Source organism: gamma proteobacterium symbiont of Scutellera amethystina, from assembly GCF_059730845.1.
Genome location: NZ_AP035935.1, coordinates 3,775,545 through 3,789,752 on the forward strand (window position 1 = coordinate 3,775,545; position 14,208 = coordinate 3,789,752).

A 14,208-nucleotide genomic window follows, 5' to 3' on the forward strand; every position below is an offset into this window, starting at 1 on the left:
TAAGCAATTTCACAACAATCAAAGCGGAAAAAATTAACACTTACACACGGGGATTGAAAATCCCCGTGTCCGTGGTTCGATTCCGCGTCCGGGCACCACTATTCAGAAAACCCAGCCTTATGGCTGGGTTTTTGCTTTTCTGCGCCAGCAGAATCGCTCACCCTGCGGCCTGGCAGAAACTCTTAAAGCTGGAAAATCCGCCCGTCACCGGCTGGCAGTTCAACGGTTACACTCAATTTTCCGCCTAACGCCTCAACGTATTTTTTCAGGCTGGAGAGTTTCAGTTCGTCACCACGCGCCTCGATGGCTGCAATAGCAGGTTGCGAAACACCCATCTTTTCAGCCAGTTGTACCTGTGAAAGCGCCAGTTCTTCCCGCAGCTGGCGCAAACGAATCTCGAGGATTTTTTCCGCCGCCTTATTTCTGATGCGCGCCTGTGATTCAGGCGAACGCTGAGCAATCAGGTCTTCAAGTTTTGGCATGATTCATCTCCTCCAGATGCTGTTGATACTCGCGGTCAGCCAGTTTAATCATCGCCTGATAAAAGCGCCGCTGATGCGTTCCGGTTTTGTTTCCCGCGCAGAGCACAATGGCCCGTCTGACCGGATCGAAGGCAAAAAACGCACGAATCGCCCGGCCATTACTCTGAACACGGAGTTCTTTCATATTGGAAAAACGCGACCCGACGAGGGTATCAACATCAGGCCGCCCTAACGTGGGCCCGAACTCCCTGAGAACCGCCAGGCTGGCCAACACATCCTCAATCATCGCGTCATCCTGCGCCTGCAGCCATGTGGCAAAGCGCACGGTGGTTTCTACCTTCCAGCTGTTCAAAATCACCTCATATAACCTGTAGTTTATAGCGCTCTGATATAAACCGGAAGTTATATTGAAAAGATGACCTGTATCATGCCGGACGCCAGCATCGCTGTGGGCGTGCTCAGCTTGTGCGGAGTACCTGAAAAAACTGCAATCCCATGCAATATCGATTAGCTCTATTACAACCCTGACTGCTCCGCCCCATTTGCGCGACGCGTCGCACACTTTTGCGATTGCGCCCAAACCTTTCCAGCGAATTGCGCCACCGGTCACGCCGCGTGGCGCATGTCGATGTTAAAAAACTGTTAATCGTAGTGCCTGCCTGCCGTCGTGGCTTTTGTCCTTAACTCAGTGTCTGCTGCATCTCATCGTGCCGGACGCATTTGATACACCGAATCGTGTCGCCAGAGGGAGTAATCGTGAACCTTCGTCGCCTTAAATATTTCATCAAAATCGTCGACGCGGGCAGCCTGACGCAGGCCGCTGAAAGTTTGCATATTGCGCAACCGGCGCTAAGCCAGCAGCTTGCCACGCTGGAGGGAGAAGTGAATCAGCAGTTACTGATCCGCACCAAACGCGGCGTAACGCCTACCGAAGCGGGGAAAATGCTTTACCATCATGCCTTCACTATTTTGCATCAGTGCGAACAGGCACAGCGCGCCATTGACCAGATCGCCGCAGCGACTGCAGAAGGCATGCGCAGCGGCTCCCAATAAAGCACGGATGCCGCCCCGCTGCCTCGCACTCCGGTTAAATTTCGTCAGCCAGTCAGCACTCAACCCACACCGCACCGGCATCCGCCGATTTGACACACTGTTCCACCCAGCGTACCCCCATCAGCCCGGCGTGCACGTCCGGATACCAGAAGTCCTGCAGGAAGGCGTGATCGCCGCGGTCGGTGGCGTCCATCGCCAGCGCAAAACGGCGATAGAGATTCGACCAGGCTTCAAATAATCCTTCGGGATGGCCGCCACCAATACGGTCATCGGCCAGCGCGCTGGCGTGCAGATAACCCATGCCGCGCTCAAGAATCTGCACCGGCTCGCCCTGCACTTCATAGCGCAGCTGGTTTGGCTGTTCGTCCCACCACTCCAGACTGGCTCGGGCCCCCACCACGCGAATTCTCTGGCCGTGCATCGATCCGCAGTTCACCGCTGACGCCCACAGCGTACCGACCGCACCGTTGTCGTATTCCATCATCACGAAGGCGTTATCTTCCAGCGGCGCACGCGAGGCCACAAAGCTCTGGCGGCTGCACAGCAGACGTTTTATTTGCAACTGCGGCAACAGAGTTTCAGCGATAAACAGCGGATGGGTGGCCAGATCGCCCAGCACATAGCTCGGGCCGACAAAACGCGGATCGACGCGCCAGCGGGTGCTGGCGTTCTGTAGCTCCACCGCTTCGTGATGAAAGCCATGAGCAAACTGCATGTTCACAATACGGATCTCACCCAGCAGCCCGTCAGCAATCATGGTGCGCGCCTGCTGAATCAGCTGATGGCCGGCATAACCGTAGGTCACGCCGATGATCTTCTGCTGCGCTTTACACAGTTGCTGCAGTTCCTCAGCTTCAGCGGAGGTGAAACACAGCGGTTTTTCACACACCACGTGCAGCCCGGCGCTGAGCGCGGCGCGGCAGATAGTAAAGTGCGTATTGTTCGGCGTGGCGATGGAGACGGCTTCAATGCCATCAGCGCGCGCGGCTTCTGCTTTAAACAGGGTTTCGTAATCGCTATAGCAGCGCTCGGCCGCCACGCCCAGCGCGCGACCAAACGCTTGTCCGCGCTCCGCATCAATATCAAACGCACCCGCCACTAAGGTGAAGTTGCCGTCGCGTAAAGCAGCGGAACGGTGGATGTAACCGATCTGGCTGGTGCCGCCGCCGCCCACCATGCCCCAGCGCAGCGCGCGATCCAGTACTTTGCTCCCGTTAATCATGCTGTTCTCCTCAGAATCCGATGGAATGCAGGTAGTGCAGGCTGGCCGTGACGTCCTGCAGACTGGTGGCGGCATTGCGCGGATCGCGCTCCTGCTCGATGGTGATCCAGCCCTGATAGTGACGTTCAGCGAGAAACGCCCGCAGCGCCGGGTAATCAATCGCGCCCTGGCCAAGCGGGCACATCACGCCCTCGGCACAGGCAGTGAAAAAGTCGACGCCGCGCGCAATCACATCGCGCCAGACGGCCGCATTAATGTCTTTGAAATGCAGATAGTCGATGCGCGACCAGTAGCGTTGCAGCCAGGTCTGCGGATCCATGCCGGAATAAAAAAGATGGCCGGTATCGAGACACAGTCCGGCGACCTCGTGCGGGATGTCCTGCACCAGCTGCTCCAGTTCATCGGCAAACTCAATGCAGCCACCGGCATGAGGATGAATCACCGGTCGCACGCCGTAGTCGTGCCAGGCGATGTGACTGAGCTGAGTGATGTGCTGCATCATGCGCTGCCAGTCTGCGGGTGCCAGGCGCGGCGCTTTCTCTGTCTGACCAGCAAATTGCGCCCGCTGCGGGTTACCGAAATCGATAATCACCAGATAGGGAGCGGGCCGGTTATCACCGTGCGTGCGTGCCGCGCACGGCACCTGCGACAGGTTGCGGCAGATGTTGTGCGTCAGCTCAACCATCGCCGGGAAATTCGCCTCGCTGACCAAATCATCAAAAATGGTGCCGGCCACCAGCGACAGCTGATGCGCTTCCAGCTGCTGGCGCAGTTCGGCGGCATCGGTCGGCAGATAGCGCCACGGCCCGAGTTCAATGCTGCGGTAACCGGCCTGGGCCGCCTCGCGCAGCACCGTTTGCCATGGTGGCAGGAAAGGATTGTCAGGATCGTCCACGCCCCAGCTGCAGGGCGCATTGGCAATGTGTAGGGTCATGATGGTTCCTTATGATGAGGGCTGGCGTCAGTATCAAATAGATATTTCACCAACCTCAATCATGGAACTTTCATTCTTTGATAGCGATCATAAATTTAATTATCAAATTTTTGATATTTTTTTATCAAATGCTGTCGTCATGCGCGCGGGCGCGGCTGTCGCCCGGTGAGCGATAACAAAGGGTGACTGCGCAACGCCTCAGACATTTTCCCGCATGACGATCTCAAACGGCAGGGTGACCTGAGAAAAATGATCGCTGCGCTCAGCGTGACGTTGCTGCACGGTTTGCGCCAGCTGTCGTGCCATGTCAGCGATCTGGTGGCGCAGCATCACCGTGATGGTGCCATCTATCAGCGCCAGGTCGCCATCATTGACCGGGCCGTGACAAATCAGCGCCACCTTACGCTGCGGCTGCTCACGCAGCGCCTGAACGACCCCTTCTATACCGCCGCACGGCGCGTAAATCAGCGCCAGATCGGCATGCTGCTCCAGCAGCTGGCGGGTCGCCTGATAACCACCGGCAATCGATTCGTGGGTTTTGAGCGGTTCCAGCACGCGCCGCGCACTGTCCTGCTCGCGCAGATACGAGCGAAAACCACTCTCGCAGTTCTCCTGACAGATAAAGCGGTGATCCCCCAGCAGCACGCCCGCCGGACCCGGCTGATGCAGCAGATGGCTGGCGATCCAGCCCGCGCTGCGCCCGGCTTTCTGATTATCCAGGCCGAAATAGCCAGCATGCCCACAGGGCGAGAAGTCAGAAAACAGCGCGTAGACGCGCACGCCCTGACGCGAAACGTGCGCTATCGCGTGGCGGATCAGCGGATGATCCAGCGCCACCACGCCGATAGCCTCCACCTGCTCAGCCAGCCGGTAGAGCGAATCCACCACCGCTGCCACCTCATCAATCTCGTGCCAGACAAACAGCGGCGCGCTGCCGGCCGGATGAAATGGCTGAGTCTGCTGGCGCAGCGCATCGGTTAGCGTTTGATAAAAAGAGTACGAAGCCGACAGCAGGATAAACCCCATGCGCAGCGTCACGCCGTCGCTGTGCGCACTGGGCGGGGCGTGGCTACTGCGGTAACCCAGCCGATGCGCCGCTGCCAGTACTTTCTGTTCGGTCTGCGCCCGCACCGGCGCGCGGCGATTGAGCACCCGGTCCACGGTGGCGATCCCCACCCCGGCAGCGGCGGCAATCGCGCTCATGGTAATTTTGCTCATCGTTAAGCCCCTTAATGATAATAAACTATCAAAAATAATGCCTGACGTTATGCTTTCACGCCATATAAGCCAGTGTTTATCCCTCAATAAATGAGTAGATCCTCTCATTCTTTTGATCGCTGTCGCACAAAGACCATCATTCGTTTCATTTCTCACGCAAATAGAATAATTATTTGGCAAACGATCGCCGCAGCGGGCCGCCGGCACTGATGGAAATGCATCAGCAAAGCATTAGAGCCGGTGCCGGGCTGTTTTTATAGTTGACGCGACACCAGCCGCCGATTGCGGTGGTGGGTAACGTAACGCGCAGGAGAACAACAATGAAAATCGCTTTTGATGTGGATGTTATCCGCGATCTCGGCATCACGCGTATGGTGCATCAGGTCGCGGAGTGGGGTTATAAATACATTGAACAGTCGCCGCATCCGCAGATCAATCCGTTCTATAAACACCCAAAAGCCAGCCGGGAGATCATGCGCGAGTACAAAAATGCGCTCAACGCTACCGGACTGGAAATCTCCTCGTTTATCACCGTCTATCGCTGGTCGGGACCGGATGAGCTGCGGCGCCAGGCGGCGGTGAAAAACTGGAAGCGCATGATTGAGATTGCCGTGGAGATGGGCGTGCAGGTGATCAATACCGAACTTTCCGGTAACCCGAACGAGCCCGAAATCTGCGAAGAGATGTTCTATCGCTCTATGGATGAACTGCTGCCGATTTTCGAGCGTGAGGGGATTCGCGTGGAAATTCAGGCGCATCCGTGGGATTTCTGCGAAGAAAGCAATGAAACGGCCGATATCGTCAAGTCGTTCCGCAGCGACAACGTCAAATACATCTATAGCGCACCGCATACGTTCTACTATGACAAGGGCAAAGGCGACGTGAAGAGTATGCTGCATTACGCTGGCGACGATCTGTCGCATATGCTGATTGCCGATACCATGAACCACACCAAACACTGTCGCTACATCGTTAACCCACCGGGCGTCGATGCCACCATCCACCAGCACGTAGCCGTTGGCGAAGGTGAGGTGAATTTCGACGCGCTGTTCGAAGCGCTGCGCGAGATGGATTTCGCTAACCGCCACTATAAAGTGGGCGGCGAGTCGATTATCTCCGCCGCGCTGTTTGGCTATCCGGAGAAGATGAAGTATCAGGCGGTGGAAACCCGCGAGCTGATTGAGCGCGAGCTGCTGAATCTGTAAATCGCCCGCCCTTAGCCCCCTTTCCCGCCAATGACCGGTGGGCGCACAATCAGCCCCCTCTCCCGCCTGCGGGAGAGGGTTGGGGTGAGGGCAAACGCCATCGCCCACTCCCCATCACACCGTCACCCACTCCACCTCAACAAACTCGCCGCGCGTCAGAGACAGCTGCGCCGCTTCCGCGATGGCCTGCGCGCGCAGCCCGTCAATCAACCCCGGCAGACCGGCCACTTTCTCGCCGTCAAGATGGCGTACAAACGCATCGAGATGGCTGTAATAGGTCTCCTGTACCCGGCTGAACCAGTCCGCATACAGCCCCGGCTGGCGGATGTGCTGCCCCTGATACAGCGTTGCACCGCGCACCGCCTGGCTTTCCGACGCCAGCATGCCCAGACTGCCCATCACGCTGATGCGCTCGTCATAACCGTAAGCGGTACGACGGGCATTATCGAGCTGCGCCAGCGCGCCCTGCTGCAGGCGCATAATCAGCACTGAGGTATCGACGTCAATGTCGCGGATCGCCGGCATCGCCAGCGCGGCACCGAGCGCGCCCACGGTGACCACTTCATCCTCAGTTAACCAGCGCAGCAGATCGAAAAAGTGGATGGCCTGGTCGCGCATCTGTCCGCCGGACGCCTGCAGATAGCTCAGCGGCGGCAGTTCAGAGGCGCGGCACACCATCTGGATGAGCTCGCTGCGTCCAATCACGCCCTGCTGCAGCTGGGCTTTCAGTTGTGCATGGCTGCGATCAAAACGCCGATTGAATCCTACCGTCACCGGCACCTGCAGCGGGGAAATGCTGGCTACCACTTCCCGGGCGCGTGACAGCGACAAATCGATCGGTTTTTCACAGTACACCGCTTTGCCCGCCAGTACCGCCTGCTCCAGTAGCGGAGCGTGGGTCGGCGTCGCACTGGCAATCAGCACCGCATCAATGGCCTCACTGCTCAGCGCCTGCGGCACGCTGGCGGCCCGCGCCCCAAACTGCTCTGCCAGCACAGCGGCGCGCGCGGTGTCTATATCGCACACCAGCGCCAGCTCAACGCCGGGATGGCGCGCCAGGTTTGCGGCATGCACCTGGCCAATAAATCCACAGCCAATTAAGGCAAAACGTTGCGCACTGCGCATGATAACGCTCCTGTTGCTCACACTTCGGCATCGTCGGTCTTGTCAAAATATCGCTTTCTGGCAGGCTGTCTGAACGCGGTTTTTGATGGAATTCACTCAGATGAAAACAATGACGCTGGCCGAACTGGCTAAGCGGGTGGGCGTGGGCGTCGCCACGGTGGATCGGGTGCTGAACGACCGGGGCGGCGTGTCGCCCGCGATGACGAAAAAGATTTTACTGGCGGCGCGCGAAGCGGGTTTGAAACGCATCCTGCCGGAGGAGCACCGCCACGCGTGGCAGATAGAGGTGCTGCTGAGCGGTAACGGCTCCTTCTTCTTTCAACAGCTGGCGCAGGATTTTGCCCGGCTGGCGGATGAGCTCGGCTATCGTCGCCTGCGGCTGCACCGCACGCTGATTCCGGAGCATGCGCCCGAAAAGCTGGCGGCGCATATCGAAGCCAGCAGCAAAAAGATGGACGGGCTGATTGTTTTCGCCCATGAAAATCCGCTGATTTACGCGGCGCTTGAGGCCTGTAAAGCGCGTGGCGTACCGGTCATCACGCTGGTGGCCGATCTGCCTGATGCGCCGCGCCTGTGCCATGTCGGTATTGACCAGCTGAAGGCGGGACGCACCGCCGCGCTGATGCTCGGCAGCATGCTGCCCGTGGCGGGAGATGTGGTGCTGGTTAGCGGTCGCGCTGATTACGCCGCGCACCGTCTGCGCATCGAAGGGTTTCAGGCAGTGCTGGCGGAGCGCTTCCCGCATCTGCGGCTGCGGGAGATCATCGCAGGCCAGGACGAGCGCGAGCGCATCAGCCGGCTGCTGGAGAAAACGCTGGCCGCATCGCAGCACATTGTCGGCTTGTACAATACCGGCATGGGCAACACGCAGATTCACGAAGCGCTGGCGCGCCACCGGCTGTGCGGCAAGGTGATATATGTTACGCACGAACTTTACCAAACCACGCGTGAGCTGCTGGCCAAACGCGTGCTGACGCTGACGCTCGATCAAAACACCCTGCGTCACGCACAGCTGGCGCTGACGCTGCTGCTGCGACATCTGGAAGAGGGTGAGCAACCAGAGACCTATCAGCCCGGTAAAGTCGACTTTATGCTGTTTACGCAAGAGAATTTTGCCTGATTCGACTTTGTCTTTTATCGCCAGCGCGGTTAAATCGGCGTGATAGCGTGCTGCTACACTCAGTAGCAGCAAAAATCTTCTCACAACAAGGCGAACGCATTATGTCGGAAAATCAGTATCAGCCCGCGAAAGTCTGGACCTGGGACCCGGAAGCCAAAGGTAACGGGGCGAAGACTAACCGTCCAACCGCCGGGCCGACGCATGAGCAAACGCTGCCGGTCGGTAAGCATCCGCTGCAGCTCTATTCGCTGGGGACGCCAAACGGCCAGAAAGTGACCATTCTGCTGGAAGAGCTGCTGGCGCTCGGCGTGCAGGAAGCGGAGTATGACGCCTGGCTGATCCGCATCGGCGATGGCGATCAGTTCTCCAGCGGCTTCGTTGAGGTTAACCCCAACTCAAAAATTCCGGCGCTGCGCGACCACTCGATCACGCCGCCACTGCGCGTGTTTGAATCCGGCAATATCCTGCTCTATCTGGCAGATAAATTCGGCCACTTTATTCCCTCTGACGTGGCGGGCCGCACTGAAACCCTGAACTGGCTGTTCTGGCTGCAGGGATCCGCGCCGTACCTTGGCGGCGGTTTCGGCCACTTCTATCACTACGCACCAGAGAAAATTGAATACGCCATTAACCGCTTCACGCTGGAAGCCAAACGTCAGCTTGATGTGCTGGATCGCCAGCTGGCGGACCACCGTTTCCTCGCCGGCGACGAATATACCATTGCCGATATCGCAACCTGGCCGTGGTACGGCAATCTGGTGCTGAACAACCAGTACGGTGGCGGCGAATTCCTCGATGTGCAGTCGTACAAAAATGTGGTGCGCTGGGCAAAAGAGATTGCCGACCGTCCGGCGGTGATCCGCGGGCGTAAAGTGAACCGGGCATTTGGCGCCGAGCCGCAGGATCAGCTGCTGGAACGGCACGATGCGAGCGATTTTGATACCAATACTGAAGACAAGCGTCAGGCGCGAGGCGAACAATAATGGCCGCATATGTCGTTATGATTAAAGACGAAACGCTGGATAAAGATGAGCTGGCCACCTATTCGCAGAAAGCCGGCGCGGCGCGTGGCGATCACCACATCACGCCACTGGCTTTTTACGGCGATCTGGAGGTACTGGAAGGGCGCGATGCTGAAGGCGTGGTGGTGCTGCAGTTTGAAGATGCCGAGGCCGCCAAAGCCTGGTACTTCAGCCCGGCCTACCAGGAAGCCAAAGCGCATCGCCTGAAAGGCGCCAACTACCGCGTACTTCTGGTGAACGGCGTGGCGTAATGGATGACGTAACCCGTGGCTAAGCACGGGTTATCTGCGGCGCGATCCCTCGCGCCGCGATTAAACCCAGCGCGGTTAATCCAGCGTAATCCGCACCACGCTATCCGGCCCTTGCGGCGAGCGATCTTTATTGAGTCCCTGCTTCACCGTCACGTACAGCGTCTGACCATCTGGCGACACCAGCAGGCTGTTAGGGTGGGTCGGCAGCGTCCAGCTATTTTTCACTGCGTAGGTCGTCGCGTCCAGCTGCAGCACTTTGCCGCCGAGTCGCTGGCTGATGTAAATCTCGTTGCGCTTCGCATTGAATTTGATGCCAAGCGAATCGCCGACATCCAGGCGCTTGATCACCTTACCGCTGCGCTCATCGAACACCAGCGTGGTTTTGCCCTTAGAATTGTCAGTGACGTACAGGCGGCCATTGGCGGCATCTTCCGCCAGATTTAACAGCAGATACTCTTTGCCATCGCCTGGCGTCCAGCGCTGCTCAATTTTGTGACTGCGCGGATTGATCACCAGCACTTCGCCACTGCCGTTCGCCGCGTAAATACGGTCGGTTGACGCCGAATAGAGCAAGCCGGTCACCCACTTACCGGCGTTTTTGATGGTGGTTTTCAGCCGCAGCGTATTCGCATCAACCACCCAAATCATCGCCGGATTCTCAATCGCACCGATGTACAGCAGGCCGTCATGCAGCAGGATTTCACGCGCACCAACCGGATTGCCTTTGTCGTTTTTCAGGCCAAACAGCAGACGCTGCAGCACTTTACCGCTTCTGGCGTCCACTTTCGTCACGCCACCGTCCAGCGTGTTGGTAATGTACAGCACGCTGCCGTCCGGTGAAGCCGTCATGCCAAAGTTTTTCAGATCGGTGTGGGTTTCGCCCAGCGTCGCCAGCGTGCGGGCATCCAGGCGATACAGCACGCCACCGTTGACGGTTTTAAATGCCTGCGCGCTGGCCACATACAGCGCAGCCGGATCGCCCGGCACATAGGCCATTTCATACAGGCCGTCGCCCAGTTCACGCTGCTGTACCTTCTCCGCTGCCGCTGGCTTAGCCGCGGCGGCAGGCGCTACTGATTTTTTAGCCGGCGCCTGACAGGCGCTCAGGCTCATGGCTGCCAGCAGCGCCAGAACCAGCGCGGTGGCGCGCGGGCGTAATGATGAAGTCATTGCTGTCTCCGGTAAGGACCGATGGGTTACCTGCGCGAGCAGGAAGTATAAAAAGGAATGAGAATCATACGCATTATTGTATCAGTCGTAAATGTGCCTGATCGGCGACAGCAGGCGCAGGGCTGCGCTGCGTCAATGCCCTCCCCTCAAATTGCCACTTGTAGTATGCTTGACGGCATTCCTGCCTCAGATGTTGACTTAAAAAATGATGGTTCCTGACTATTTAATCAGTGTGTTGCTAACGGCCCATAACAGTGAAAAATTTCTGCCTGACACGCTGGCGAGTTTAGAAAAGGCCTGTCATGGTGTTGAGCAGTATATTGAATTTATTCTTATCAATGACGCATCCGTCGACAACACAGCAGCGTTACTCGATGATTTTTCCCGGCGGCATCCGCAGGCGAAAGTATTTAATATTGATTACCGCAACATTGGCCGGGTGCGTAATTTTGGCGTTCAGCAGTGCAGCGGTGAATATATTACGATGCTGGATGGCGACGATCAGTTGCTGGCCGACGCCCTCGCCGATATTGTCCGCTACCTGAAAAGCCATCGTCCGGACGCACTGTTCACGGCGCTTAATGAGGTATACGAATCCCGGCCTCAGCACATCACGTGGCAGGGCCTGCAGGCGGAAACACTGTCACGGCATCAGGCTATTGAAAAATTCCTGATCCATCGCGATTTGCAGGCGCACTTTATTGGTCAGTTTATTAAGCGCACCATGCTGCTGGCACATCCCTTCCCGGATTATACCTGCTACGAGGACGCCTGGCTTTTCCCGGAAATCCTGGTCAGCAGTGATGCAATCGTTTATAGCCGCCAGAGCCCTTATCTCTATTTTAAACGCGGCAGCAGCTTATCCAGCCAGCTGGATAAACACAAAATTTCACTCTTAGTGAGCGCAACGCAGCATATGGATGAGGTGTTGCAGGAGCGCTATCGCAATCTGCTATCCTGCCACTGGATTAATATTGCACATAAACATCGACAAGCCCTGGATAATCCTGACGACAGAAGGCAGGTTATTGAGGCGATCACTAAAATCAGGCCGCTGTCTTTTCTTTTCGATAGTAAAATCAGAACCAGCTTTAAAAAGAAATATCTGGCTCTGAAGTTAAACAAACCGCTGTAACTACCGGGCGCTATGCCAGCGCCGGTTTATCAGGACGATGCTTTCTCAGGCGGATGAATCATGGCATAGCTGATGATAATCGCCATCACCAGGATCAGCACCGAACCACTCTGAATTAACACCGTGTCGGTCAGCCCAAAGATGATAATTGACAGCGGCAGCAGCGTTAATCCGGCGACGCCGCGGCGTGCGGCTACTATCAGCAGCACCAGGTAAAAAATCAGCAGGGAAAGTGCGCCAGCGATCCCCTGCAGCGAAAGCGTTTCAAGGAAATCATCGTGCAGGTGATACATGACGTTTTTATACGCTTCGGGATTGTGGCGCTCATGCTGCGTGATGTATTCCCGCGCTTTTGCCGTGCGCTGATCCGGACTTTGCCCCAGCAGCGACCACGAAACGCTGTGCCAGCCGCCTTTCCAGATAGAGAAACGGGCGCCAATCGAGGTGTTATTGTTGGTCTGATAAGTATCAACTTCATTGTGGATGCTGTCTAAGCGCTGCCAGACGCTGCCCGGCATAAATAAAGCGCCCACGATAATAAACAGCGCTAACACCACCAGCGAAATTTTACCCGCCCAGCGATGGGTAAAATAAAACCAGGCCAGATAAATCAGTGGCAGGGTTAATACGCCGGCGCGTGACTCGGTCAGAATCATCAGCATCATATTCACGACAAAAACCGCGCTGAATAAGATCATTTGTCCGCCGCGATGGGAGATTACCCGGTGGCCGGTGTACAAAGTACAGAGCGCCAGCGCGGTAATCAGATAAGAGACGGTACCGGCGGAATCGGTCAGCAATCTGATGCGGGTCAGCGTTTTTGCGTGTTCACTGATAGCGAAACCTAACGTCACCAGCAGCCCGACAAATAAGATGGCGCTGCAGGTTATCAGGAGTGGACGACTAAGATAGTGGCGCCACGCGACGATAAAATAGCTGAGAAAAGCCGCGATAATAAACAGCTTACCGCCCTGGAAGTAGTTATTCACCACATCACTGAATTCAGCGTGGGAAAACATCTTTGCCCAGATGAGCCTGACCAGCCCAATGAACAGCAGCGGAAGTGCTACCGTTATGGCCGTTTTATCTGTTAGCCACTGTTTTTTCACCGCCAGAATTACTAAATACAGAGCCACCAGATAACTGGAAAAATAGAATATTTTGCGCGGTAAGGCTTCAACCACCAGTGACGACGCCAGCGCGATACTCAGCAGCACAAAACAGAGCTGGTAAATATTTTTTCCCGTCATCAGCTGGCGAAAAGCGTGAGCTTGCACTTAACAATACCTCATCTTGATATGTTTCAGGCGCCACAGCATGGCCTGCCACCATCTTTTTTGACGAAAAAGCGACTTATACATTCTTTTTGCCTGCTGCGCATTGGCTGGCTGGTCAAACGCCATGGTGGACAGCGGTGAATCCTGATAAATATCGCGATAATGGTGAACCACAAACTGTTGATTCCATACCTGCCAGGGCTTATCCGCACCGGCATAATGAATCAGGCAGGTTTCCGCCGGCACGTCGAGCGTATAGCCACGATCGTCATGGGCCAGCATGGTCAGAGTATTGAAGCGAGGAGAAACAAAGGTCACTTTATCTTCCAGTAAAATATTCAACGCATCCTGGTCGAGATACTGGAAGTTTCGCCCGTGTTCGGACAGTAAAGTAAACGCGCGTTCGCTGATATTGTCAGCGCGCCATTGCGCCACATCAATCAGCATCATGCCGGCGTTAAAATAGCGCTCGCCGCGCAAGCCGGCATTCTTGGCCAGCACCGGCTGCAGCGAGGCAATTTCACCGACCACCAGCGCAACCGCCTTAGGGCCGGTCGGGATCTGCCACAGTTCATTGAGCGGATTAATGCACACCATATCGGCATCAAGATAGAGCAGTTTTTCCGCCTGCGGCAAAATCAGCGGTGCCAGAAAGCGGTAGTAGGTCGCACGGGTAAAAAGTTCGGTGACCGGCAGCGTGGCAAACAGCTGGTCCGGCAGATGATGCAGCGTCACGCCGTGGCGCGATCCCTGAAAAAGCCTGGCGAGCCGGTGGTTATCGGCCGGTGTCAGTTCTGAAGAGATCAGATGGAAATGATACACGCGGTCTCCGGCGTGTTTCATGATGGACAGAATCGTGATTAGCGCATGCGCTTTAAACTTTCCGTCAACGCCAAAAACAATATGTTGATCGCTCTGTACCGGAAAAAGTGGTTCGGCGTTTATTTCCTGAAGAACATCATGATTCATTGCGCGCTTCTCTGCTGCGGAGCGC

At 56.5% G+C, this 14,208-nt stretch carries 15 protein-coding genes and 1 pseudogene; 7 read left to right on the forward strand and 9 right to left on the reverse strand.

Annotation, left to right across the window (positions count from 1 at the left end):
- Window positions 1-182 precede the first annotated feature (182 nt).
- Both AC6I79_RS17945 and AC6I79_RS17950 read right to left on the reverse strand, forming a co-directional pair.
- Window positions 183-482: a helix-turn-helix domain-containing protein gene (locus AC6I79_RS17945; RefSeq protein WP_010615565.1), complete on the reverse strand. Its 300-nt coding sequence runs from the start codon at window positions 480-482 to the stop codon at window positions 183-185.
- Window positions 469-834 (reverse strand): type II toxin-antitoxin system RelE/ParE family toxin, encoded by a 366-nt coding sequence (locus tag AC6I79_RS17950; protein ID WP_072208530.1) that lies wholly within the window; start codon window positions 832-834, stop codon window positions 469-471. Before AC6I79_RS17950 ends, AC6I79_RS17945 begins: the two co-directional genes overlap by 14 nt.
- 404 nt (window positions 835-1,238) lie before the next feature.
- On the opposite strand from AC6I79_RS17950, the pseudogene AC6I79_RS17955 reads away from it, so the two are divergent.
- Window positions 1,239-1,493: pseudogene (locus AC6I79_RS17955) on the forward strand (LysR family transcriptional regulator); the annotation flags it as partial.
- A gap of 94 nt (window positions 1,494-1,587) precedes the next feature.
- Here the strand turns inward: AC6I79_RS17955 and AC6I79_RS17960 are convergent.
- Together AC6I79_RS17960 and AC6I79_RS17965 are read right to left on the reverse strand one after the other, a co-directional pair.
- Window positions 1,588-2,757, reverse strand: coding sequence for a Gfo/Idh/MocA family protein (locus tag AC6I79_RS17960; RefSeq protein WP_159377356.1), 1,170 nt, complete (start codon window positions 2,755-2,757; stop codon window positions 1,588-1,590).
- 10 nt (window positions 2,758-2,767) lie between these two features.
- Complete coding sequence (locus AC6I79_RS17965) at window positions 2,768-3,691, reverse strand: TIM barrel protein (RefSeq protein ID WP_021507774.1); 924 nt, start codon at window positions 3,689-3,691, stop codon at window positions 2,768-2,770.
- On the opposite strand from AC6I79_RS17965, the gene AC6I79_RS17970 reads away from it, so the two are divergent.
- A complete protein-coding gene (locus tag AC6I79_RS17970) occupies window positions 3,690-3,860 on the forward strand; it encodes a hypothetical protein (RefSeq protein WP_159377357.1) in 171 nt (56 codons plus the stop codon). The genes AC6I79_RS17965 and AC6I79_RS17970 overlap by 2 nt on opposite strands.
- 29 nt (window positions 3,861-3,889) lie before the next feature.
- On the opposite strand, the gene AC6I79_RS17975 is transcribed toward AC6I79_RS17970, so the two are convergent.
- Window positions 3,890-4,909, reverse strand: a complete 1,020-nt coding sequence (locus tag AC6I79_RS17975; RefSeq protein ID WP_498027456.1) for a LacI family DNA-binding transcriptional regulator — start codon at window positions 4,907-4,909, stop codon at window positions 3,890-3,892.
- Window positions 4,910-5,229: 320 nt separating this feature from the next.
- Here AC6I79_RS17975 and AC6I79_RS17980 point away from each other — a divergent pair, with 320 nt between their 5' ends.
- A complete protein-coding gene (locus AC6I79_RS17980) occupies window positions 5,230-6,114 on the forward strand; it encodes a sugar phosphate isomerase/epimerase family protein (protein WP_021507777.1) in 885 nt (294 codons plus the stop codon).
- 114 nt (window positions 6,115-6,228) lie between these two features.
- Here AC6I79_RS17980 and AC6I79_RS17985 read toward each other — a convergent pair whose 3' ends face one another.
- Window positions 6,229-7,239 (reverse strand): Gfo/Idh/MocA family oxidoreductase, encoded by a 1,011-nt coding sequence (locus AC6I79_RS17985; protein WP_262264500.1) that lies wholly within the window; start codon window positions 7,237-7,239, stop codon window positions 6,229-6,231.
- 100 nt (window positions 7,240-7,339) lie between these two features.
- Between AC6I79_RS17985 and AC6I79_RS17990 the strand changes: the two genes are divergently transcribed.
- From AC6I79_RS17990 to AC6I79_RS18000, 3 genes are all read left to right on the forward strand, one after another.
- On the forward strand, window positions 7,340-8,359 hold the full coding sequence (locus AC6I79_RS17990) for a LacI family DNA-binding transcriptional regulator (protein ID WP_498027457.1): 1,020 nt from the start codon (window positions 7,340-7,342) through the stop codon (window positions 8,357-8,359).
- 101 nt (window positions 8,360-8,460) lie between these two features.
- Window positions 8,461-9,342, forward strand: a complete 882-nt coding sequence (gene yghU, locus AC6I79_RS17995) for a glutathione-dependent disulfide-bond oxidoreductase (RefSeq protein WP_021507780.1) — start codon at window positions 8,461-8,463, stop codon at window positions 9,340-9,342.
- A complete protein-coding gene (locus tag AC6I79_RS18000) occupies window positions 9,342-9,632 on the forward strand; it encodes a DUF1330 domain-containing protein (RefSeq protein ID WP_021507781.1) in 291 nt (96 codons plus the stop codon). The genes yghU and AC6I79_RS18000 overlap by 1 nt, the downstream gene beginning before the upstream one ends.
- Before the next feature lie 75 nt (window positions 9,633-9,707).
- Here AC6I79_RS18000 and AC6I79_RS18005 read toward each other — a convergent pair whose 3' ends face one another.
- Complete coding sequence (locus tag AC6I79_RS18005; RefSeq protein WP_127833587.1) at window positions 9,708-10,802, reverse strand: YncE family protein; 1,095 nt, start codon at window positions 10,800-10,802, stop codon at window positions 9,708-9,710.
- Window positions 10,803-11,007: 205 nt separating this feature from the next.
- On the opposite strand from AC6I79_RS18005, the gene AC6I79_RS18010 reads away from it, so the two are divergent.
- Window positions 11,008-11,937 (forward strand): glycosyltransferase family 2 protein, encoded by a 930-nt coding sequence (locus tag AC6I79_RS18010; RefSeq protein ID WP_275026636.1) that lies wholly within the window; start codon window positions 11,008-11,010, stop codon window positions 11,935-11,937.
- Between the two features lie 29 nt (window positions 11,938-11,966).
- Here AC6I79_RS18010 and AC6I79_RS18015 read toward each other — a convergent pair whose 3' ends face one another.
- Window positions 11,967-13,214 (reverse strand): O-antigen ligase family protein, encoded by a 1,248-nt coding sequence (locus AC6I79_RS18015; RefSeq protein ID WP_275026637.1) that lies wholly within the window; start codon window positions 13,212-13,214, stop codon window positions 11,967-11,969.
- Window positions 13,215-14,183: a glycosyltransferase family 8 protein gene (locus AC6I79_RS18020; RefSeq protein ID WP_104093937.1), complete on the reverse strand. Its 969-nt coding sequence runs from the start codon at window positions 14,181-14,183 to the stop codon at window positions 13,215-13,217. It lies immediately after the preceding gene.
- Between the last annotated feature and the right edge of the window lie 25 nt (window positions 14,184-14,208).

Coding starts and splice junctions, on each gene's coding strand:
- AC6I79_RS17945 (WP_010615565.1), bottom strand. CDS start 482: ATGCCAAAACTTGAAGACCTGATTGCTCAGCGTTCGCCTGAATCACAG.
- AC6I79_RS17960 (WP_159377356.1), bottom strand. CDS start 2,757: ATGATTAACGGGAGCAAAGTACTGGATCGCGCGCTGCGCTGGGGCATG.
- AC6I79_RS17970 (WP_159377357.1), top strand. CDS start 3,690: ATGATGGTTCCTTATGATGAGGGCTGGCGTCAGTATCAAATAGATATT.
- AC6I79_RS17965 (WP_021507774.1), bottom strand. CDS start 3,691: ATGACCCTACACATTGCCAATGCGCCCTGCAGCTGGGGCGTGGACGAT.
- AC6I79_RS17975 (WP_498027456.1), bottom strand. CDS start 4,909: ATGAGCAAAATTACCATGAGCGCGATTGCCGCCGCTGCCGGGGTGGGG.
- AC6I79_RS17980 (WP_021507777.1), top strand. CDS start 5,230: ATGAAAATCGCTTTTGATGTGGATGTTATCCGCGATCTCGGCATCACG.
- AC6I79_RS17985 (WP_262264500.1), bottom strand. CDS start 7,239: ATGCGCAGTGCGCAACGTTTTGCCTTAATTGGCTGTGGATTTATTGGC.
- AC6I79_RS17990 (WP_498027457.1), top strand. CDS start 7,340: ATGAAAACAATGACGCTGGCCGAACTGGCTAAGCGGGTGGGCGTGGGC.
- yghU (WP_021507780.1), top strand. CDS start 8,461: ATGTCGGAAAATCAGTATCAGCCCGCGAAAGTCTGGACCTGGGACCCG.
- AC6I79_RS18000 (WP_021507781.1), top strand. CDS start 9,342: ATGGCCGCATATGTCGTTATGATTAAAGACGAAACGCTGGATAAAGAT.
- AC6I79_RS18005 (WP_127833587.1), bottom strand. CDS start 10,802: ATGACTTCATCATTACGCCCGCGCGCCACCGCGCTGGTTCTGGCGCTG.
- AC6I79_RS18010 (WP_275026636.1), top strand. CDS start 11,008: ATGATGGTTCCTGACTATTTAATCAGTGTGTTGCTAACGGCCCATAAC.
- AC6I79_RS18020 (WP_104093937.1), bottom strand. CDS start 14,183: ATGAATCATGATGTTCTTCAGGAAATAAACGCCGAACCACTTTTTCCG.